Origin of the sequence: Dactylosporangium sp. NPDC050588 (genome assembly GCF_040654975.1) — a bacterium.
Classification (GTDB): Bacteria; Actinomycetota; Actinomycetes; order Mycobacteriales; family Micromonosporaceae; genus Dactylosporangium; species Dactylosporangium maewongense.
Map to the genome: position 1 here is coordinate 54,811 of NZ_JBFAJA010000071.1, position 21,138 is coordinate 75,948.

The following is a 21,138-nucleotide window of genomic DNA, read 5'->3' on the forward strand; positions in this document are numbered from 1 at the left end:
GTTCGGCACGAAGGACGGCGCGAAGGTGATGTACGAGGTGAGCGCCGACCTCAAGACCTTCACCGCCAGGACCGGCAAGGGCGACCACGACGGCAAGGGCGGGGAGAGCGGCGGCGGCAGGGGCCCGAAGCCCACCGCCACCCCCACGAGCTGAGCCACGCGGGCACCCGTGTCAGGAACCGGTGACGCGGGTGCCGGGGGTGTCGCCGGGCAGCTGGTCCGCGCTGTCCTCCAGGACGTGCAGCGGGGTGGTCGCCATCACCTCACCGCCGGCCGCGTAGGCGGTGACGACGGCCGGGCTGCCCGGCGGGACGGTCGTCTCACCCGACCCGGACGCGTCCAGCGGCACCGGCACCGGCGCGCCACCGCCGAACGTGACGGTGGCCGACGCGGCGCCGGGTGGGGCGACCACGACCACCCGGTCGGTCACGTTGTCGCGGCCCTCGGCGCGCAGCCGCCACGCGTACGGCCGCTCGAAGGCGCCGTCTGCCGGCACCAGCAGCCGCAGGTCGAAGCGGTGGAGGGTGGTGTCGCCGTGAAAGGCCCACACGACGACGCCGCCGCCGGATGGTTGCAGGGTCAGCAGGCCGGCGGCCTTGCCGTTCACCGTGCCGGTCCACAGCAGCCTGAGCGTCACGTCCTGCAGGTGCAGGCGACTGAGGCGCAGCGCCGTGGCGGCGAACGTCAGGAACACCTGGTTGTCCAGGCCCGGGCCCCGGGCGCCGCGGGCGGCGGCGTCGAGCATCTCCGGCGTCGGGTCCTCGATCTCGCCGGTGCGGCCGGACCAGCCGCCGTTCAGCGGGCCGGCGTAGTACGGCGTGCCGTCGACGGTGACCTGCGTGGCGACCTCAGGCTCACGCCCCGGCGGCAGCGCGACCACTGCGACGCCGCCGGCGCCGGTGGACGTGGCGAGCGTCCGCCGGACGACGGTGCCCTCGGCGGTGTAGACGGCGCCGCCGTTGATCGTCACCGCCGACCCCGGCGGCCCGACGACCAGGGCGAACCCGCCATCGGTCACCGAGCCGTCGAACAGCGTCGCGACCGGCTCGCGGGCGTCCAGGGTCCCGTCGAACGTCATGCGGTCGGGTGCGGCGCCCGCCGGGCCGCCGTACCAGGCCATCGTCCAGCCGCTGATCAGGCCGAGACGCACCGGTAGCAGGGCGAGGGCGAGCCGGTGCCCGGGGACGTCGCCGGCGAACACGATCCGGATCGCGCCACGGTCCGCGATCTCCCACAGCCCCTCGGGCTCCGTGATGCCCGGGATCTGGCGGCACAGCCCGTCCAGCCAGGCGGTGTCGCCGGCGAGGCTGCCCCGGGTCGGCCCGGCGGTCAGCCGGGAGGGTGCGGCCGCGACGGCGACGGCCGGCATCCAGCCCGGCAGCGGGACCACGTTGGTCTGGACACCGACCAGCACCGCCAGGACTCCCGCGACCGCGGCGGCCGTCCGGCGCCGCCGCACCCGCCGGTGCGCCGACTCCCGTGCCGCGAAGCGCGGCCACGGGTCCTCGGGCGTGGTCATCCTGGCCGCCTCGCCGGCCAGGGCATCGTGCAGCGCTGTCGTGACGTGGTCGGTCATGCCGGGTCCTCCTGCAGGCTGGTGGGGGCGACGTGGTCGCGGAGGCGGGCGAGCCCGCGGGACGCCTGGCTCTTCACCGAGCCGGTCGAGCAGCCGAGCACCGCGGCGATGTCGGCCTCGCTCAGGTCCTCGAAGTACCGCAGCACGAGGATCGCCCGGGTTCTCGGCGGCAGCCGGCGCAGCGCCGCGAGGAGCTGTTGCCGGTCGTCGACCCGGCCGTACTGGTCGTCCACGGGTGTGTCGTCTGCCGGTAGCAGCGGCACCTCGGCGAAGCGTTTCCGCCGGCGCCACGAGATGGCGGTGTTGACCATCGCCCGCCGCACGTACACCTCGGGGGCGTCGGAACGCAGGATCCGGCTCCACCGCCGGTGCGCCTTCTCCAGCACCGACTGCACGAGATCCTCGGCGGCGCCGCGGTCGCCGGTCAGCAGGAACGCGGTGCGGGTCAGCGGCCCCCACTGCGCCGTGACGAACGCCCGGAAGCCGTCATCGTGCTCGCTCATGCAGGGTATGACGCCTCCCGTACCCCGGCGGGTTGAGCGCGGTCACTCTTGACAGTAGAAGTGTTATCGCTAACATTCTCGGAAAGTCGCGCATCGACGGGCGTCCGCCACTCGGCCGTCGGTGACACCCCTTCGTCGTCATGCGCAGTGATCGGTCGCCCGCGCCGCCAGTCGCGCGGCAGCTGTCCGCGGCGCTCCATGTGAGCGCTCACAAACTTCCCTGCAGAGAGGTCTGCCATCGTGCACCTTCGTCGTCGTACCTTCGTCCAGCTCACCGGGTTGTCGGCCGCGGCCGCCGCGGTCGGGGTCGCCGCCACGCCCCGGGCGGCGCTCGCGGCGAACAGCGCCTACGTGTTCGTGTACTTCACCGAGACGCCGAACCAGAGCGGCGCCAACTACGGGCTGCACGTCGCGGTGAGCACCGACGGGCTCAACTGGGCGCCGCTGAACCAGAACAACCCGGTCGTCACCCCGACCGCCGGCACGCTCGGCCTGCGCGACCCGTTCATCCTGCGCAAGCAGGACGGCACGTTTGTCATCCTGGCCACCGACCTCAACGGCACCGACTTCGGGCAGAACAACCAGTACCTGCACGTGTGGGACTCGACGGACCTGACCAGCTTCACCGGCTACCGGCGGATCAAGATGCACGGCCTGGCGACCCACACGTGGGCGCCGACCGCCTTCTGGGACGCCTCGCGTGGCCAGTACGGCATCGTGTACTCCGCGAACAACGGCAGCGACGTGTTCATGGTCAACTATACGTCGGACTTCCGCACCGTCAGCGCCAACCAGGTGTACTTCAGCCCCGGCTTCTCCGTGCTCGACGGCGACATCGTCGTGGACGGCTCGACGTTCTACCTGTACTACAAGAACCTCGCCAACGGGCTCACCTACGGCGCCCGCTCGTCCACCGGCGCACCCGGCAGCTACACCACGTACACCGCCGGGCTGAAGCAGGGCAACGCCATGGAGGCGCCGATGCTGGTGAAGGCCAACAGCGGCTCCGGGTGGTGGCTGTGGGGCGACTCGTTCAGCCCCGTCAACAACGACTACTACGCCTGGTCGACCAGCAACGTCGGCGGCGGCGCGTGGACGGTGCTCAACCAGCGCGACTACACCCCGCCGCTGAACGCCAAGCACGGCTCGATCGCGGGCATCACCACCGCCGAGTACAACGCGGCCGTCACCCGCTGGGGGCTGCCGGGCTGGGTGCGGCTCAAGTCGTCGAACTTCCCCGACCGGTACGTGCGGCACGCCAACAACGTCGCCCGCATCGACCCGTACCCGTTCGACCCGTACCAGGACCAGCTGTGGAAGCTGGTGCCCGGGCTCGCCGACAGCGCGGGCGTGTCCTTCCAGTCGGTGAACTACCCGACCCGCTACCTGCGCCACTACAACTACGAGCTGCGCCTGGACGCCAACGACAACACGGCCGCGTTCCGCGCCGACGCCACCTTCCACCGCACCGCCGGGCTGGCCGACTCGACGTGGTCGTCGTTCCGCTCGTACAACTTCCCGGACCGCTACCTGCGGCACGCCAACTACGTGCTGCGCATCGACCCGCTGAGCGCGTCGTCGAGCGCCACCGACCGGCAGGACGCGACCTTCAAGGTCACCTCGTGAGACGCGTGCTGCTGCTGGTCGCGGCGGTCCTTCTCGCTGTGATCGCCGCTCCTGTACGGGCCGAGGCCGGCCCGGCGTTCACGAACCCGCTGAACAGCTCGGGTCCCGACCCGTACATGACCTGGTACAACGGCAACTACTACCTGATGACCACGCCGTGGAGCGGCCCGCTGACGATGCGGAAGGCGCCCACGATCGCGCAGCTGAAGACGACCACCCCGACGGCCGTGTTCAGCGCGCACGTCGCCGGCCGGGACCGCAACGTCTGGGCGCCGGAGTTCCACCTGCTCAACGGCCCCAACGGGCAGCGCTGGTACATCTACTACTCGGCCGGCAACGGCGACATCGAGGGCCAGCGGGTGCACGTCCTGGAGAGCGCCGGCCTCGACCCGATGGGCCCGTACACGTACAAGGGCATGGTCTTCGGGTCGAACAACTGGTGGGGCATCGACGGCAGCGTCGTCACCATCAACAACCAGCTCTACTTCATGTGGTCCGGCGTGCCGACCGTACTGTGGCGCGACAGCGACCCGCACATCTATCTCGTCGCGATGAGCAACCCGTGGACGGTCACCGGCGCCCGTACCGCCATCTCCGAGCCGATCCTGGACTGGGAGCGGCAGGGCACCCCGATGAACGAGGGTCCGGTCGCGATCCAGCACAACGGCCGCACGTTCGTCACGTACTCCGCGAGCGCCTGCCAGGGGCCGGACTACAAGATCGGGCAGCTGACGTACACCGGCGGTGCGGTGCTGTCGGCGTCGTCGTGGGTGAAGAAGTCCACGCCGATCTTCCAGCGCAACGACGCCGCCGGCGTCTACGGCCCGGCGCACCACGGGTTCTTCAAGTCCCCGGACGGCACCGAGGACTGGATCGTCTACCACGCCAACGCCTCCGCCTCCGACGGCTGCGGATCCACCCGTACCACCCGGATCCAGCGCATCAGCTGGAACGCCGACGGCACCCCGAACCTCGGCGTCCCGGTCGCCACGGGGACCGTGCTCGCGCCGCCGTCCGGTGAGCCCGCCGGGCCCGCCGTGACGACGTGGCGGCTGCAGTCGTCCAACTTCCCGGACCGATACGTGCGGCACGCCGACTACGACGTGCGCATCGACCCCAACGTGAGCCCCGCCGCGGACTCGCAGTGGCGGATCGTGCCGGGCCTGGCTTCCGCGAGCGGGTACGTCTCGCTGGAGTCGACGAACTTCCCCGGCTACTTCCTGCGCCACGCGAACTACGACTTCTCGCTCGTCCGCAACGACGGCAGCGCCGCGTTCGCCGCCGACGCGACCTTCCGGCAGGTGGCCGGCCTCGCCGACGCCGCCGGGGTGTCGTTCCAGTCCTACAGCCACCCCGACCGGTACATCCGCCACTACAACTACCTGCTGCGCCTCGACCCGATCGGTACGGCCACCGCCCGCGCCGACGCGACGTTCCGGCTCGTCGCGTGAGGCGCGCCGTCCTCCCGGTGGTCGCGGTGCTCGCCGTCCTGGCCGCGGTACTGCCGGGCACACCCGCTCTCGCCGCGCCGACCGTACCTACGGGCGCGCGCTCACTCGAATCCGTCAACTACCCCGGCCGGTACGTGCGGCATCTCGGCGGCCTCGGCCAGCTCGACCCTGTGTCGGCGGCCGGCGACGCCCAGACGAAGACCGACGCGACGTTCACCGTCGTCAACGGGCTCGCCTCCCCGGCGTGCTACTCGCTGCAGACGAAGAGCGGGCTGTTCCTGCGGCACCGCGACTTCCGGCTGCGGGTCGACGCGAACACCGGCGATCCCACGTTCCGCGCCGACGCGACCTTCTGCCCCGTCGACGGCTCCGTGGCCGGGTCGGTCGCGTTCACCTCCTACAACTATCCGTCCCGCCGCATCCGGCACCGGGACTTCGCGCTGTGGCTCGACCCGTTCCAGGACACCGCCGCGTTCAAGGCCGACAGCTCGTTCCGCGTCACGGCGCCGTGGACCCCCAAGACGAACAAAGGCCCGGTGATCCCCGGCCTGTTCGCCGACCCGCACCTCACCGTCTTCAACGGCCGCTACTACCTGTACCCGACCACCGACGGGTACGCCGGCTGGAGCAGCCCCTACTACAAGGCGTTCTCCTCCACCGACCTGGTGAACTGGACCGACCACGGCGTGATCCTCGACCTCGGCCCCGACGTGGCGTGGGCCGACAACTCGGCGTGGGCGCCCGCAGTCGCCACCCGCAACGGCCGCTACTACCTGTACTTCAGCGGCGGCGCGGCCACCGGGGCGAAGCAGCTCGGCGTCGCGGTCGCCGACACCCCGACCGGCCCGTTCCGCGACGCCCTCGGCCGGCCCCTGGTCCGCGGCGACCAGTTCAGCGGCGGGCAGGCGATCGACCCGATGGTGTTCACCGACACCGACGGCCAGTCCTACCTGTACTGGGGGCAGGGCGTCGCCCGCGCCGTGCGGCTCAACGCCGACATGACGTCGTTCGACCCCGCACAGGTACGGGTCGTCACCCCGGCCGGCTACAACGAGGGGTCGTTCGTGTTCAAACGCAACGGCACCTACTACTTCATGTGGTCGGAGAGCGACACCCGCAGCGAGGACTACCGGGTGGCGTACGCGACCGGGCCGTCACCGCTCGGCCCGTGGACGAACCGCGGCGTGGTGCTGCAGAAGCGCCTCGACGCCGGCGTCAAGGGCACCGGCCACCACTCCGTCGTGCAGGCGCCCGGCACCGACACCTGGTACATCGCCTACCACCGCTTCGCCGTGCCCGCCGGCAACGGCACCAACCGCGAGACCACCATCGACCCGCTGGCGTTCAACGCCGACGGCACCATCCGCCCAGTCACCCCGACGCTTTAGGATTCCGATGCGTAGATTCCTCCAACGGGCGGTCGCGGTGCTGTTCACCGCGAGCCTGCTGTTCGCCTTCCCGAAACCCGCCGCCGCGCTGGACCCGTTCACCGGCTACCTGATGGCCCACTTCACCGGCGAGTCGTCGACCGCCCAGCAGATCTACCTCGCCCACAGCAAGGACGGCCTGCGCTGGACCGACCTCAACAACGGCGGTCTCGTGCTCAGCTCCAACGTCGGCACCCGCGGGGTGCGCGACCCCGCATTGGTCAGGTCGCCGGCGGGGGACCGGTACTGGATCATCGCCACCGACCTGTGCATCGGCTGCGGCCAGGACTGGCCGACGTCCATCAACAACGGCAGCCGCAACCTCGTCGTCTGGGAGTCCACCGACCTGGTCAACTGGTCCGCGCCGTGGCTGCTCAACGTCGCCGGCGCCATCCCCGACGGCCGCAACGCCTGGGCGCCCGAGGCGATCTGGAACCCGGCCACCAACGACTACGTCCTCTACTGGGCCACGAACGTGCCCCTGAACGGCGCGACCAAGCACCGCATCTACTACGCCCGTACCTCGAACTTCCGCACGATCACCACGCCGCAGCCGTACATCACCCGCCCCGGCGCACAGGAGATCATCGACACCCAGATCGTCGAGGTCCCCGCCGGCGTCGGCAACTACCGCTACGTCCGCACGTCCGGCGACGGCCAGATCACCATCGAGGGCAGTAATTCGATCCTCGGCACGTGGACCACGCTGGGCAACCTCTCCGGCATCGGCCTCACCGGCTCCCAGGTCGAGGGCCCCATGTGGGTCAAGTTCAACACCGGCAACTCCTGGGCGCTCTACCTCGACCAGTACGCCTCAGGCCGCGGCTACATGCCGGTGCTGACCGGCAACCCGTCCAGCCCCGCCGCCTACCAGCTGCCCGCGTCCGGCTCCTACAACATGGGCGGCACCAAGAAACGCCACGGCGCCATCCTCAACCTCACCGCCGCCGAGGAGAGCCGCGTCCTGTCCCGCTGGCCCAGCACCACCACGATCAACCGGCTCCAGTCGTACAACTTCCAGGACCGCTACGTGCGGCACGCCAACTACGACGTCCGTATCGACGCCTCGGTCTCGCCCGCCCAGGACGCCCAGTTCCGCCTCGTCCCCGGCCTGGCCGGCACCGGCACCGTCTCCATCCAGTCCGTCAACTTCCCCGGCTACTACCTGCGCCACTACAATTACGACTTCGTCCTCGCCGCCAACGACGGCACCACCACCTTCGCGGCCGACGCCACCTTCCGCCAGGTCGCGGGCCTCGCCGACGCGTCGTGGACGTCCTTCCAGTCGTACAACTTCCCCGACCGGTACCTCCGGCACAGCAACTACCTGCTGCGCATCGACCCCATCACCACCGCCACCGCCCGCGCCGACGCCACCTTCCGCATCACCACCTGAGACCGGCGGCCGGCGCCCACCGCCAACGGGCGCCGGCCACCGCCAGTAGGGTTGCCCGGTGCCTGGTGAACGCTTCCGCATCGCTGCCGCCGTGTACGGGATCCTGCGCGCCGACGGTCGGCTGCTGCTCCTGCGGCGGGCGGGGACGACCTTCCGGCACGGGCAGCTGAGCCTGCCTGCCGGCCACCTCGACGGCGGCGAGGACGCGCTCACCGGGCTCGTGCGGGAGCTGCGGGAGGAGCTGGGCATCGAGGCCGACCCCGGCGGCTGCCGGCTGGCGCTGCTCCTGCACACCGCCCCCGAGGACGCCGACGACCAGGAGTACTTCCACATGTTCTTCACCGTCGACCGGTGGACCGGCGACCCCGTCATCAACGAGCCCGGCAAGTGCAGCGAGCTGCGCTGGGCCGACCCCACCGACCTCCCGCCCGACGTCGTCGACTACGTCGCCGAGGCCCTGGCCGCCATCACCCGCGGCGAGACCCTCGCCCTGCGTGGCTGGGTGACGGGCCCGTGACGGTAGTGGGCATCGACGCCGACGTTCCCGCCGGCCGGGTGGTGGTCGTGATCGACGTGATCCGGGCGTTCACCACGGCGGCGGTGGCGTTCGAGCGCGGAGCGGCGCAGATCGTGTGCGTGGGGTCGGCCGAGGAGGGCAGGGCGCTGCGCGACCGGCACCCCGACCGGCTGCTCATCGGCGAGGTCGGCGGGCTCAAGCCGGACGACTTCGACCTCGGCAACTCACCGCTCGACATGGCAGGAGCGGACGTCGGCGGCCGCAGCCTGATCCAGGCGACCTCCAACGGCACCCGCGGCCTCGTCCGCCACCCGGATGCCGCGGCGCTGCTCGCGGCCTCCGCCGTGAACGCCGCCGCCACCGTGCGCTGGATCGCCGAGCACCACGCGGGCGTGCCGTGGACGATCGTGTGCACGGGGCGGAGCGCCGAGGACTGGGCCTGCGGACGCCACTTGGACCGTTTGTTGGCCGGGTCCGCAGCTGACCGGGCCGAACTGGTCGCCGGCATCAGGGAGGGCGCCGCCCAGCAGGCGCTCCGGTCGGCGGCCCGCCCCGCTGACGAACGCGTCGACCTGACCCGCGACCTGCCGCTGTGCTGCGACGTCGACCGGTCGGCGTTCGCCATGGTCGGCGAGCTCCGCGACAACCGCGTCACCCTCGCCGCCGTGCCCTGCTGAGCAGCCCGCGGCCGGTCGGGTCGCCGAGCAGGTCGGCCTGCCGGCGCTTCAACGTGGCGAACGAGCTGCTCGCGTACTCCAGGACGCCGTCGGCGGGGTAGCGGATGAGCGCGATCTGGTCGGTCAGATCGCCCGCCGCCCAGCGGGCGACGAGGATCTCGCATCGAGAGGCGCGGGACTCAGTCGGAGAGGGCGGCGGCGAGGAGGGCCTGGGCGGTCCGGCGTACGGTCTCGGCGGCCTCGGTGTGGGTCTGGCCGGCGATGTCGAGCAGCCAGATGAGGGTTTCGATGCCGGTCGCGGACCTGATGGCGACGGCGAGCGTGTGGAGGTCGACGTCGGGGTGCGTGTCGCGCAGCGGGGCGAGGGCGTCCTCGATCCAGCCGATCGCCCGGCCCTGCCGCAGCGCCGGCCGGCCGACGCTGCCCCCGCTGCCGCCGGCGCCTGTCTCGTCGAGTGAGAGCCGCAGCGAGGTGCGCAGCTGTGGCTCCCAGTCCATGTTGTACCGGCTGAACGCGGCCATGAACGCGTCGAGCCGTGCCCGGGGCTCGTGCGGGGCGTCGGGGCCGAGCAGCGTGTCCGGCGAGATCTGCGGGTGGGCCGCCATGAGCAGCGAGCGCTGGTTGGGGAAGTAGCGGTACGCGGTCGTGCGCGACACCCCGGCCCGCTCGGCGGCGTCCTCGACCTGCGGGGTCGAGCCGTCCGCGAGCAGCTCGCGGGTCGCGTCGACGAGGGCCTGCCGGGTCCGGGACTTCTGCTGCGTTCTGCCCGTCGTCTCATATGGTACCGCCATGCCCATCATGGTACCGTAATCCCATGAACGGTCAGGACCCGGTCGTCACCGACCCGAATCTGTACAGCGTCCTGTTCGAGAACGAGCGGGTGCGGGTGCTCCAGTACCGCGACCGCCCGGGCGACCGGACCCACCCGCACAGTCACCCGGACAGCGTGATGGTCACGCTCAGCTCCTTCCGGCGCCGCGTCTCCAGCGGCGACCGCCACGCCGACATCGAGCTGACCGCCGCCCAGGCCCGCTGGGTCGGCGCCCAGGAGCACACCGGCGAAAACATCGGCACCACCGACAGTCACGCCGTCTTCATCGAGCTGAAGGAGCCGGCCCCCACCCCGTCCTCCGGACCGGCCCCGCTCGGCCCGGCCGGCCACTGACCGCGTCACTCGCGGCGCCCGACGCAGTCGTGGTCCCAGAAGGTGGCTGAGTAGACGAAGGTGCCGGTCATCCAGGGTTCGTAGGCGGACAGGCGAATGACCTGGAAGCCCTGGTCGGGGATGCGCAGGGACGGTTTGCGGAAGCCGTGGTCGCCCGCGGGGGTGAAGCCGGCGCGGGAGTAGTAGGCCGGGTCGCCCTCCAGGAACACCAGCGGGGCGCCGCGCTCGTCGAGCTGGCGCAGGCCGGCCTGGATGAGGGCGGAGCCGATCCCGCGGCGCTGCCGGTGCGGCGCGACGCCGAGCGGGCTCAGCGACTGCACCGGGACGAGGCGGCGCGGGGCGTCCAGCAGGCAGCGGCTGAACATGACGTGCCCCGCGATCTCGGCGTCCTCCTCCGCGACCAGTGAGAGGGCGGCGGGGTCGTCGAGGCGGAGGGCGTCCACCAGGTCGGCCACCGCGCCGCCGTGCTCGCCGCCGAAGGCGGCCCGGTGCAGTGCGCCGACGGCGGCGTGGTCGCTGGGCTGTTCGGTGCGGATCGGCATGGGCGGCAAGGTAGCGGCCCGTGCCGCGCGGTGCCAACGGCTTTCAGCGCAGCTCGACCTCGACGCCGTCGTCGGTGAGCCATGAGATCAGGTCGTCGAAGGTTCTGGCCTCCGTCCAGGCCTTGCGGTCGTAGCCGGGGACCAGGTGGGCACGGGCGACCTCCGCGCCGAGCCACGCGGGGCCGGTGCCGTCGACCGCGGCCCGCAGCGGGCCTTCCGGCGTGCAGCCCAGCAGCGTGTACCGCTCGTACACCGGCCGCACAGGAAACACGCGATCGGTGAACAGCCCGTCGATGTCGTCGCACCCGGCGAGGACGGCGTCGGTGTCGTGATCGAGCAGGCGCCAACGCGACGGGATCGGCACGGCCCCACCCTATCCGATGGCCCGCAGATGAAATCTCCGTGCATCCATTGATATCAGTGGATCGGGGTGGATAGCCTCGACGGACTCACATCGACGGGGGAAGGCGGATCGGATGATGCGGCCCAGGGTGTCACCCTGCTGCGGCGCGGACGAGCAGCCGGCCGGCGGGCTCAGCCGCCGTGGCGTGCTGCGCGGTGCGGCGCTCGCGGCGGGCGGCGGCGTGGTCCTCGGCCTGCCCGGCACCGCATACGCGGCACCGGTGATCGACAACCCGTTCGCCGGGTACACCATCACGCAGACCTGGGCGCAGCACCGGGCGAACGGCTCGCTCGGCGGGATCGACTTCGCCATGGCGGTCGGCACCGGGCTGCCCGCCTGCGGCGCCGGCACCGTCACCAACATCCCGAACAACGGCACCGGCGGGCACACCGTGACGATCGCCCACGCCGACGGGTACAAGAGCCAATACCTGCACCTGTCGGCGTTCGTGCTCGCGAACGGCACGCCGGTGGCCCGCGGCGCGATCGTCGGCCGGTCCGGCGGCGCGGTCGGCGCACCCGGGTCGGGCTCGTCGACCGGCCCGCACCTGCACTGGCACATGATCGACCCGGGCGGCACCCGGATCAACCCGCTCGAATACGTCGCGCAGCACCCACCGGCGGGCGCGCTGCCGAAGACCGCCACCGAGACGACCGGCACGCCGGACGTGACGTGCTACAAGCGGATGCAGAACTGGCTGCGCCTCACGAACGGCTACACCGGCCCGATCGACGGCGTCCCCGGCACCGCCACGTATTCCGCCCTGCAGCGGGCGATGCGCGGCTACGGGTACACGGGACCCATCGACGGTGTCATGGGACCCAACTCGTGGCGCGCCGTGCAGAACCTCGCGTCCGGCTACGGGTACACCGGCCCGCTCGACGGCGTGATGGGCCCCAACTCGTGGCGCGGCTTCGCCCGGTTCCTCAACCAGAACGCCTGGGACTGAGACCGCTGCTCGATCTGACCGCCCGGTAGCATGCGGCGCGTGATCGAGGAGCTGATCAGGAAGACCGCCGACGATGACGAGGATGCGGCCGAGGAGCTGACGGCGATCGCGGCCGCCGACCCGCGACGCCTGGTGCCGCACCACCACCTGATGCTCGACCTCGACGTGTTGTGGCCCGCCACGCTGTACCGGGGAGCCGGCGCCGACGTCGTGAGCCGCGTCGTCGAGCGGGTCGACGGCGGGCAGATCCCCGTCCAGCTCAACAACCTGCTGCTCGTCCTCGCGCACACCGGCCATCCGCTCGCGGAGCAGGCGATGCGCCGCTGGGAGACCGCCCCACCGGCCGGGTCGGACGCACTGCACCTCGGTCCGCTGCGGTACGCGGAGCAGGCCGGCTGGACCGTCGGCCCGGACGGCACCCGGCGCTCACTGTGCGGCGACGTCGCCTACGAGTGGCACCTGCGCCCGTCCACGCCCGCGGCCGACGGCGGCACCTGCCCGTGGTGCGCGTCGCCGCTGTGGACGGCCGCCGACCTCGCGGAGACCGGCGCCGCCTTGGCGCACACCGGCTGGTCCGGCCGGCTCGTCGTCCGGACCTGCCACTTCTGCGCCTGCTACACGACGCTGTACAGCGCCGTCACCCCCGACGGCGGCAGCACATGGTGGACGGGCAACACCCGCCCCGACTTCATCGGTCGCGACGCCGGCCCGGAGGACCCGCCGGCGCTGCTGCCGGTCATGGGCCCGCAGCGGCAGAGCCCGTTCCAGGCGAGCGCGTGGAACGACGGGGGCTCGACGCTCGGCGGCCACCCCGAATGGATCCAGGACGCCGACCACCCGGCCTGCCCCGGCTGCGGCGAGCCGATGGACTACATCGGCATGCTGCGCGGCGGCGACTTCGACGAATACGGCGAAGGCGCCTACTACCTGCACCTGCACGCCCCGTGCGGGTTCGCCGCGGTCAACTACCAGCAGAGCTGACGTCAGATCGGCTGCTCCCACGGCACCAGCTGGTGGAAGGCACGGCCGAGGAGCCGCCGCAGGCCGGCCGCCTGCGCCGTCAGGTGCGGCAGCAGCGGGGTGGAGGGGTCGCGGGGAGCGGGCAGGTCCGCCGGGTCGAGCCCGCACAGCTCCAGCAGCGCCCCGGGCCCGGCGGCCGGATCGTCGAACGCGCCGAGCGCCGACCTCAACGCCGCGGGATCCGGCGGGCACGGCCGGTCGCCGCACCACCACTCGATCGTCAGCCAGCCGCCGGGCGACCACTGCAGCGCCTGGCGGAGCAGGTCGGCGTGGGTCGTCACGGGCGGCCCGAACATCCGGTCGAGCGTAGGGACCGCCGCCGCCAGGTTGGTCGTCCCGCGCTCGCGCCCCACCACCGGCGCGGTGGCCGGCCCCCACGGTGTGTCGCCGGCGCTGACGTCGTCCGCGCGGAACAGGGTGAGCCACAGCAGCGGCACCTCGCCGTCGGCGACGGCCACCACCTGCTCCGCGTCGTACTCCGAGTCCTGCTCCATCGGGTAGATCCCGGGGCGGCCGCCCGCGCACAGGTACACAGCGCTCACCGCCGCAGCGTACCGACCCGCGCGGCGCCACCGGGGCGACCGCGCGTACCGGAGCGGCCACGGCGGGGTGTGTCGAAGTGCTCAGATCGCGGCGTGGCGCTCCGATCTGGAGTGCGGCAGTTCCCGATCGGCGGGCGGTCTGGTGTAGGCGGGTTACAGATGGCAGGTGCGGTTGAGGACGTACGTCCGCGCGGTGGCGGCCCCGGCCGGGGCTTGTCCATCCTGGGACGGATCCTGGCCGCCCTGTTCGTCGTCGCGTTGGCGGCGGCCGGGGTCGGGCTGCTGTCCGTGCAGCAGATGGGGAAGCTCAGCGACGACCTGGACGGACTGCGGGTGCGGCAGGGCGTGAGCGACGCGGCGCTGCAGCGGGTCCGGGCGGCGCAGGCGCTGATGTTCCAGAACCTGTGGTCGTACGCCGCGCAGGGCGAGGGGGCCGCGAAGCGGACGCAGGCGGCGGTCACCGCGTCGGACGAGGTGATGGATCAGGCGCTCACGGACTTCGCGTCCAGTGCGTCCAGCGCGGCGACGAAGGCGGCGGCAAGCGAGTTCGGCACGCAGTGGGGCCAGTTCCGGCAGATCCGCGACGCGTTCGTGTTCGGCGCGCCCGCCCCGGCGGGCGCTGTCGTCCCGGGCGACGCGGAGGCGTTCGAGGCGCTCGCGATCAGGCTCGGCGCGGGGCTGGAGAAGGTCGTCCGGGCGCAGCAGGACGATGCCCGCGCCGCGCAGGCCGTCTCGGAGCGTTCCTACAGCCGGGCCCGGAACATCGCGATCGCCGGCATCGCGGTCGGGGTGGTGGCGGCGCTGGCGATCGGCCTGTTCATCTCCCGCATGATCGCCCGGTCGCTGGCGAGGGTGTCCGAGGTACTGAGGGCCGTCGCGAGCGGCGACCTGACCCAGCGCGTGCCGGACCAGTCCGCGCGGGAGCTGCAGGCCATGGCCGAGTCGGTGAACACCGCGACGGGCAGCCTGCGCGAGACGGTGACGGCGCTGGCGAAGAGCTCGGAGGTGCTCGGCGGCACCTCCGGCCGGCTCAGCACCAGCAGCGATGAGCTCAACGTGGGCGCCGAGCACGTCAGTGCCCAGGCCGAGCGGGCCACCTCCACCGCCTCGTCGGTGTCGGAGAACATCGGTACCATCGCCGCCGCCGCCGAGGAGATGAGCATCTCCATCCGGGAGATCGCCTCGACCAGCCTCGAAGGCACGCGGATGGCGGGGCGGGCGGCCGACGTCGCCGAGTCCACCAGCCAGACGATGGACCGCCTCGGCGAGACCAGTCAGCAGATCACCCAGATCGTGCAGATCATCACCTCGATCGCCAAGCAGACCAACCTGCTGGCGCTCAACGCCACCATCGAGGCGTCCCGGGCCGGCGAGGCGGGGCTCGGCTTCGCCGTCGTGGCCGGTGAGGTCAAGGACCTCGCGCAGGAGACCGCGCAGGCGACCGAGCAGATCTCCAAGCAGGTCACGTCGATCCGCACCGAGTGCGAGGCCGCGGTCTCCGCGATCACCGACATCACGTCGATCATCGGGCAGGTCAACGACTTCCAGGCGACGATCTCCGCGGCGGTGGAGGAACAGTCGGCGACCAGCCTGGAGATGAGCCGGAACATCTCCGAGGCGGCGACCGGCAGCACGGAGATCGCCGCCGACATCGAGGCGATGACCGTCGCGGCCCGCCGTTCGGCGGAGTCGTCCTCGCACAACCGGCACTCCGCGGCCGAGCTCGCCTCCCTGGCGGGCGATCTGCAGCAGATGGTTTCGCGATTCCGGATCTGACCTGGGGGAGGAACGTCCACATGCGACACTCACGACTGCGCGCGCTGGGGCTGCTGATGGCCGTGTTCGGCGTGGTGGCCTCCGCGGGCTGCACCGAGGCCATCTCCGCGGCGGACCGGAAGATCACGCTGACGGTCGACACGTTCGGCAAGTTCGGCTACGACGAGTTGTTCAAGCAGTACGAGCAGGACCACCCGAACATCACCGTCAAGAGCAGGGTGGTGGAGAACCTCGACGTCTACTGGCCGAAACTCAACGTGTACCTCGCGGCGGGCAGCGGCGCCGGCGACGTCGTCGCGATGGAGGAGGGCGTCACGCCCTTCTACAAGGGACAGTCGGACAGCTTCGTGGACCTCGCCAGGTACGGCGCGAACGCCATGAAGGCCGACTTCCTGCCGTGGAAGTGGGCGCAGGGCACCCTCGACAACGGCAAGGTCGTCGCGCTCGGCACGGACATCGGCGGCCTCGCGATGTGTTACCGCAAGGACCTGTTCGCCAAGGCGGGCCTGCCGACGGACCGTGACGCGGTGTCGAAGCTGTGGCCGACCTGGGAGGCGTTCCGCCAGACCGGCCTGCGGTTCAAGGCGGCCGGCACCGGCGCGGCGTTCGTCGACTCGCCCGACCAGATCCTCGCCGCCGCGCTGTCCCAGGCCGCCGCGGCGAACGACAACGTCACGTACTTCGACCGCGACGACAAGCTCATCATCGAGACCAGCCCGGCGGTGAAGACCGCCTGGGCGGAGGCGACGAGCATGGTCGCGTCCGGGCTCAGCTCGAAGATCGAGACGTGGACGGACGCCTGGCACGCCGGTTTCCGCGACGGCACCTTCGCCACGACCGCCTGCCCCAGCTGGATGCTCGGCATCATCCAGGACGGCGGCGGCCCGCAGACCAAGGACAAGTGGGACGTGGCCGCGATCCCCGGTGGCGGCGGCAACTGGGGCGGCTCGTTCCTCGCGGTGCCCGTGCAGAGCAAGCACCCGCGGGAGGCCGCCGAGCTGGCGATGTTCCTCACCTCGCCGGCCAGCCACGTGGCCGCCTTCAAGGCGGTCGGCGCCCTGCCCTCGGACGTGAAGTCGCTGCAGGACCCGGACTTCCTGGCGATCACCAATCCGTACTTCGGCAACGCCCCGGTCGGCAAGATCTTCGGCGAGGGCGCCACGAAGATCCAGCCGATGTACGTGGCGGTGCGGCACCGGCCGGTCGCGGAGACCACGCAGGCGGCCCTCGACGCGTACGTCGCCGGGAAGATCACTGCCGACGCCGCCTGGCAGCAGGCCGTCGCGGCGGCGAAACGGAAGGCCGTTTGAGCCGGCGCCGCGGCGCTGTGGCCGAGCTCGCCGTCGCCCCCGGCACGAAGCTCGGCGGCTGCCCCCAGCCGGCGCCACCCGCCCGAGGCACCGGCGGGCAGGCACAGAGGCGCAGACGGCCGACCTGCGCAGCCGCCCGGGGGTCGTGCCCCCTGGCGGCTGTGGTCGGTCGATGTCAGCCGAGCTGCCGGAACCAGGCGAGGGCCGCGGCCGTGCCGGCGATGTTCGCGCCGAGGTGCGCCGAGCCGTTGTAGGGTGCGTGCCGACGTCAACGACCGTACCGGCGCGCAGGCGGGTGGCGCAGTAGGTGCTGTTGGCGGCCGGCACCTGCTCGTCGGCGCGGTCCACGAGCAGCCGGGCGGGCGCGCGGATGGCGGCGCAGGACGCGTCGTGCACGGCCAGGGCGTCCGCGAACGGCCCCGACGGTGCCCGCAGCACCGCCAGGCCCCGCGGGGTGAACAGCTCCTCGGGCGTGCCGGCAGCGTCGCCGCCAGGTCCTCGCCGGTGTGCACGCCGTCGAACAGGGCCTCGACCTTCCCCGCGTACGGTGCGGCGAAGAACTCCTCGGGTCGCTGGTACAGCCCGTGCAGCCGGTTCCACTCCACGACCAGGTAGGCGGTGTAGCCGACGTTGTACGGCGGCGCCACCGTCCCGCCGATGAGGGCCGGCAGCTCCACCCGCCGGAAGTCGTACGCGCCGGCGATCGGCGCCAGCGCCCCGAGGCGGAACCAGCCGTCGCCGCCGCGCTCCAGCACCTGGCCGAGCGCCGTCGCGGCGCTGCCGCCCTGCGAGAAGCCGGTCACGTACACCTCGCGGCGCAGCGTGCGCTGCTGCCCGCTATGACTCCCAGCGACCGACCTCGATCCGGTTGCCCGGCCTGTTCCCGGTAGTGCCACCCCCACCGCGGTGGGGCGGCTATCGTGCTGTGGTGCTCGACAAGATCGAACTGCGGCTCCGGGCGACCGCTCCGGGTGAGCCGGCGCGCCTGCTGAGCCGCCGGCTGAGCTGGCGGGCCGAACACGGGATGTCGCGGTCGGCGCCGCTGCTGGAGCTCGTGGCGCGGCTCGCCGACCGGTTGCGGGGCGACGGGGTCGCCGTGACCAATCCGTCAGGCTCCTCGTTCTTCAGCGAGCTCGACGTGTACGACCTGTTCGCGGCCGAAGGCATCCCGTTCGAGCTGGACGAGCCGCGGCAGATCGAGCTGTCGGACTGGTTCGCCGACGACGGGCCCGGCCGGCGGCCGCTGCTCAGCCTCGGCACGCACCCGGTGTTCGAGGCCAAGTTTCGGCAGACCTGCCTCTGGCTGCTCGGCGACCACCGGTTCGGCGCGGACGTCGGCGGGTTCCCGATCCACCCGAACCTCCTGGCGCGGGCGCTGTCGGTCCCCGGTGTCGCCGCGGCGCTCACGGCCGAGGTCGACGCGCTCACCGCTTCGCTCGGCGCCGCGCCGCTCGGTGAGGTGCAGCGCATCATGTACCGGCTGGGCACGCTGCGGAGCCCGGCCGGCTACGCCGCGTTCAAGCCGTTCCTGGAGCGGATCGCCGCCCTGGACGCGCCGGCCGCGCTGGCGCGGACGTTACGGTGCGGGCTCCCCGAGGAGCTGGTGTGGCCGCCGTACGAGCAGGCGTGCGCCGCGCTCGACGCCGGGACCATGCGGACCGACCAGGAATGGCCGCTGCTCGCGATCCACGACGCCGGCACGGCGGTCGTGCTCGGCCCGTCGGGCGTCGTCGCCCGCCACGAGCTCGCGGTGCCAGCCGTCGACGGCATCGAGGGGCAGTTCCCGCCGCGCTGCACCCTCCACGACGGACGCCTGCTCGTCAGCTGGCAACAGGACGGCGGCGAACGCGGGTACTGGGCCGACACCCCGGGCGTCGAGTTCGACGCAGACCTGGGCGGGCTGGTGCTCGGCCCGATGACCCGCCTGCCGGTGTCCGAGGACATCGTCCCCGGCGGCCGGTTCGAGCCGGTGCCCGACGCGGGGCCGGTCCGCCTCCGCTGGCGCCGCGACCTGTGGCCGGACGCGCCCGCGGTGTTCGGCGCCGCGGACGGCATGACCGGCTGGGACGTCGTCGACGCCGCCGCCGGCGCGGTTGTCCGTTCGGTGGACGGGCGTCAGCTGCCGCTGCCGCCAACGGTGCGAACGGCGACCATCATGGGTGTGCTCGCCCTGCCCGGCGGCGGCGACCGGCTGGTGACGGTCGACCAGTTCGGCGCCGTCACGGTCTGGGATCCGGCGACCGGCACCCCCGCGTACGGGCCTGCCAAGCCGGAAGGGCTGCCGCCGGCCGGCTGGTGGGACCTGCTGCGCCCGCGCGACCCGGGCGGCTCGGCGGCGCTGCGGACCGGCGAACCGGTCACCGCCGTCACCGAACCCGTCCTGGCCGCCGCGGTCGGACGGCAGGCCGCCATCGCCGCCACCCTCGCCGCGACCGTCGAGCAGTACCGCGCGCTGCGGCACGAGCCGGCCCGCCCACCGGTCCCGGCGACGGCCGATGACATCACCATCGCCGACGCCCTGTCCGGCCTCACCTACGCTTCCCGGTTCAGCGAGCACCGCCGCGGTTCGAGGACTTCGACGGTCCCCGAGTACAAGCTGATGGCGTTCCTCGACGCCCTGCCGGCGGCGCTGGAGGGCGAGCGGCCGCGCCCGTACGCCGGCGTGGCCGGCTGGACCCGCGTGCTGGCGGGCCTCGGCGCCGTGGCGCTGCGCGCGGCCATGCCGACGACCCCACCGCCTGAGCGGGAGGTCCTCGCGGCGCTGCTGACCGCGCTCGCCGACGCCGGCCTCGCCGACGGGTCCGCCGGCCTGTCGGTGCTCACCGTCGTCGCCGACGGCCAGCTCAACGGCGAGCAGGCGGCCCGGCTCGGCATGAGGGCCGTCGCCGCGGAGAGCATCGGCGGCGGGTTCGACCGCTCCTGCTGGCGGCTCATCGTCCACGGCACGGTCCCTGACCGCCCCGACGTGCGGGTGGTGGAGCGGACCCCGCTCGGCGGCTGGGGCACCGCCGGCACGGTGCGCCGGTTCGTCGACCTGCTCGCCGAGCGCGGGCCGGTCACCTGGCGCCCGGAGTGGGCCGCGTCGTTCCCCGACCTCGCCGTCGAGCCGGCGACGGTCCTGCTCACCGGGGCGACGTACTGCGCCGTCTCCGACGACATCACCGTGCCGCCCTCGTACCTGGAGGTGACGGGCCTGAGCGCGGCGGCCGCTCGTTCGGCATCGGACGCCATCGCGGCGCTGCCGAAGGGCCGGCTGCTCCACCTGCTCAACGCCGCGATGCCGCTGGACCCCGCGGCGCTGTGGGAGTCCGGCCCCGACACCGCCCGCCTCGCGTCCGCGTGGAGCGAGCCGTCTCCGCCGCCCTACGAGTTCCAACCCTGGCTGGAGTGACCGGTGCCGACCACCCCGCCGCCACCCGTCGACGTCACGGCGCTGGTGCCTGCCCTCGCGGCGTACGCGCGGCAGACGGTCCGCCTGCACCCGCGCCCCGGAACGCCGACCGTCGCCGACAGCTCGCTCGGCGGCCCGCTCGCGTGGCCACTTGGCGAGCCCTGGCCGTACTGCCACCCGGGCCGGTGGGACCACACCTTCGACGACGCCCCGCGGGAGCCCGTACCGTTCGTCCCGGTCCTGCAGGTGTACGCCCGCGACGCGCCGCAGCTGCCGTACCCGCCGGGGACGGACCTGCTGCAGGTCACCTGGTGCCCGTTCGACCACAACCCGTACAGCGCGCCGATCCCGCGCCTCGACTGGCGCGACAGCGCGGGATTCCACCAGCCGGCGGCGATCCCCGCGCCGCACCACGCCAGCCCCCGCACCACGGTGCCGGCCCCGTGCACCGTCAGCCCGGAGCCCGTTCTCGAGTACCCGAGCTGGGACCTGCCCCGCGACCTGTACTACGCCGTCCGGTCGGCGACCCCGTACGACTTCGACGCGGAGCTGTCCGTCGCCCCCGGCACGAAGCTGGGAGGCTACCCCAGCTGGTGCCAGCTGCCGGATTGGCCGGCCTGCCCGGCGTGCGGCACCACGATGGAGCATCTGGCGACGGTGGCGAGCTTGGAGTGCGACCCGGGCGGGGAGCGCTGGCTGCCGGCCGGGTCCCGCCTCCGCGAGCCGTCGGGCCTGATGCTCGGCGACGTCGGCAGCATCTACCTGTTCACCTGTACCGCGTGCCCGCACCGCCCGTACGAGTCGGTCTTCCAGAACTCGTAGGGCCGCCCGAGGCGCCGGCGCGGCCCTGTCCACGGAGGACAGGGC

20 protein-coding genes are annotated in these 21,138 nt (G+C 72.6%); 14 read left to right on the plus strand and 6 right to left on the minus strand.

Annotated elements, in window-relative coordinates; genetic code table 11:
- Positions 1-172: 172 nt before the first annotated feature.
- Entirely contained in the window at positions 173-1,576 is a 1,404-nt protein-coding gene (locus AB0I21_RS39870) for a hypothetical protein (RefSeq protein WP_360568876.1), read from the minus strand.
- Complete coding sequence (locus AB0I21_RS39875; protein ID WP_360568877.1) at positions 1,573-2,079, minus strand: SigE family RNA polymerase sigma factor; 507 nt, start codon at positions 2,077-2,079, stop codon at positions 1,573-1,575. The genes AB0I21_RS39870 and AB0I21_RS39875 overlap by 4 nt, the downstream gene beginning before the upstream one ends.
- Before the next feature lie 240 nt (positions 2,080-2,319).
- On the opposite strand from AB0I21_RS39875, the gene AB0I21_RS39880 reads away from it, so the two are divergent.
- The 6 genes from AB0I21_RS39880 to AB0I21_RS39905 are packed head-to-tail and all read left to right on the plus strand — an operon-like array spanning position 2,320 to position 9,173.
- Positions 2,320-3,705 (plus strand): glycoside hydrolase family 43 protein, encoded by a 1,386-nt coding sequence (locus AB0I21_RS39880; RefSeq protein WP_360568878.1) that lies wholly within the window; start codon positions 2,320-2,322, stop codon positions 3,703-3,705.
- Complete coding sequence (locus tag AB0I21_RS39885) at positions 3,702-5,156, plus strand: family 43 glycosylhydrolase (RefSeq protein ID WP_360568879.1); 1,455 nt, start codon at positions 3,702-3,704, stop codon at positions 5,154-5,156. The genes AB0I21_RS39880 and AB0I21_RS39885 overlap by 4 nt, the downstream gene beginning before the upstream one ends.
- A complete protein-coding gene (locus tag AB0I21_RS39890) occupies positions 5,153-6,544 on the plus strand; it encodes a family 43 glycosylhydrolase (RefSeq protein WP_360568880.1) in 1,392 nt (463 codons plus the stop codon). Before AB0I21_RS39885 ends, AB0I21_RS39890 begins: the two co-directional genes overlap by 4 nt.
- 7 nt (positions 6,545-6,551) lie before the next feature.
- Positions 6,552-7,979 (plus strand): glycoside hydrolase family 43 protein, encoded by a 1,428-nt coding sequence (locus AB0I21_RS39895; protein WP_360568881.1) that lies wholly within the window; start codon positions 6,552-6,554, stop codon positions 7,977-7,979.
- Between the two features lie 58 nt (positions 7,980-8,037).
- Positions 8,038-8,496: an NUDIX domain-containing protein gene (locus AB0I21_RS39900; RefSeq protein ID WP_360568882.1), complete on the plus strand. Its 459-nt coding sequence runs from the start codon at positions 8,038-8,040 to the stop codon at positions 8,494-8,496.
- Positions 8,493-9,173 carry a 2-phosphosulfolactate phosphatase gene (locus tag AB0I21_RS39905; RefSeq protein WP_360568883.1) on the plus strand — a complete coding sequence of 227 codons (681 nt, stop codon included), beginning with the start codon at positions 8,493-8,495 and terminating at the stop codon, positions 9,171-9,173. The genes AB0I21_RS39900 and AB0I21_RS39905 overlap by 4 nt, the downstream gene beginning before the upstream one ends.
- Positions 9,174-9,352: 179 nt before the next feature.
- Here the strand turns inward: AB0I21_RS39905 and AB0I21_RS39910 are convergent, their stop codons facing one another.
- Positions 9,353-9,964, minus strand: coding sequence for a helix-turn-helix domain-containing protein (locus tag AB0I21_RS39910; protein ID WP_360568884.1), 612 nt, complete (start codon positions 9,962-9,964; stop codon positions 9,353-9,355).
- 23 nt (positions 9,965-9,987) lie between these two features.
- Here AB0I21_RS39910 and AB0I21_RS39915 point away from each other — a divergent pair, with 23 nt between their 5' ends.
- Positions 9,988-10,338, plus strand: a complete 351-nt coding sequence (locus AB0I21_RS39915; RefSeq protein ID WP_360568885.1) for a cytoplasmic protein — start codon at positions 9,988-9,990, stop codon at positions 10,336-10,338.
- A gap of 5 nt (positions 10,339-10,343) precedes the next feature.
- Here AB0I21_RS39915 and AB0I21_RS39920 read toward each other — a convergent pair whose 3' ends face one another.
- Entirely contained in the window at positions 10,344-10,880 is a 537-nt protein-coding gene (locus AB0I21_RS39920; protein WP_360568886.1) for an N-acetyltransferase, read from the minus strand.
- 43 nt (positions 10,881-10,923) lie between these two features.
- Positions 10,924-11,244 carry a hypothetical protein gene (locus tag AB0I21_RS39925; RefSeq protein ID WP_360568887.1) on the minus strand — a complete coding sequence of 107 codons (321 nt, stop codon included), beginning with the start codon at positions 11,242-11,244 and terminating at the stop codon, positions 10,924-10,926.
- A 112-nt stretch (positions 11,245-11,356) separates the two neighbouring features.
- Here AB0I21_RS39925 and AB0I21_RS39930 point away from each other — a divergent pair, with 112 nt between their 5' ends.
- Together AB0I21_RS39930 and AB0I21_RS39935 are read left to right on the plus strand one after the other, a co-directional pair.
- Complete coding sequence (locus AB0I21_RS39930; protein ID WP_360568888.1) at positions 11,357-12,232, plus strand: M23 family metallopeptidase; 876 nt, start codon at positions 11,357-11,359, stop codon at positions 12,230-12,232.
- Positions 12,233-12,262: 30 nt separating this feature from the next.
- Positions 12,263-13,213: a hypothetical protein gene (locus AB0I21_RS39935; protein ID WP_360568889.1), complete on the plus strand. Its 951-nt coding sequence runs from the start codon at positions 12,263-12,265 to the stop codon at positions 13,211-13,213.
- 2 nt (positions 13,214-13,215) lie between these two features.
- Here the strand turns inward: AB0I21_RS39935 and AB0I21_RS39940 are convergent, their stop codons facing one another.
- The gene (locus tag AB0I21_RS39940; protein WP_360568890.1) at positions 13,216-13,794 is read right to left on the minus strand and encodes a hypothetical protein; all 579 of its coding nucleotides are present in this window, start codon (positions 13,792-13,794) and stop codon (positions 13,216-13,218) included.
- A gap of 213 nt (positions 13,795-14,007) precedes the next feature.
- Between AB0I21_RS39940 and AB0I21_RS39945 the strand changes: the two genes are divergently transcribed.
- The 5 genes from AB0I21_RS39945 (at position 14,008) to AB0I21_RS39965 (ending at position 21,093) form a co-directional block, all read left to right on the plus strand.
- Positions 14,008-15,570: a methyl-accepting chemotaxis protein gene (locus tag AB0I21_RS39945; RefSeq protein ID WP_360568891.1), complete on the plus strand. Its 1,563-nt coding sequence runs from the start codon at positions 14,008-14,010 to the stop codon at positions 15,568-15,570.
- A 20-nt stretch (positions 15,571-15,590) separates the two neighbouring features.
- Entirely contained in the window at positions 15,591-16,880 is a 1,290-nt protein-coding gene (locus AB0I21_RS39950; protein WP_360568892.1) for an ABC transporter substrate-binding protein, read from the plus strand.
- A gap of 657 nt (positions 16,881-17,537) precedes the next feature.
- Positions 17,538-17,723 carry a hypothetical protein gene (locus AB0I21_RS39955; protein WP_360568893.1) on the plus strand — a complete coding sequence of 62 codons (186 nt, stop codon included), beginning with the start codon at positions 17,538-17,540 and terminating at the stop codon, positions 17,721-17,723.
- 85 nt (positions 17,724-17,808) lie between these two features.
- Positions 17,809-20,271 carry a hypothetical protein gene (locus AB0I21_RS39960; protein WP_360568894.1) on the plus strand — a complete coding sequence of 821 codons (2,463 nt, stop codon included), beginning with the start codon at positions 17,809-17,811 and terminating at the stop codon, positions 20,269-20,271.
- Between the two features lie 3 nt (positions 20,272-20,274).
- A complete protein-coding gene (locus AB0I21_RS39965) occupies positions 20,275-21,093 on the plus strand; it encodes a hypothetical protein (RefSeq protein ID WP_360568895.1) in 819 nt (272 codons plus the stop codon).
- The last annotated feature ends 45 nt before the right edge of the window (positions 21,094-21,138 follow it).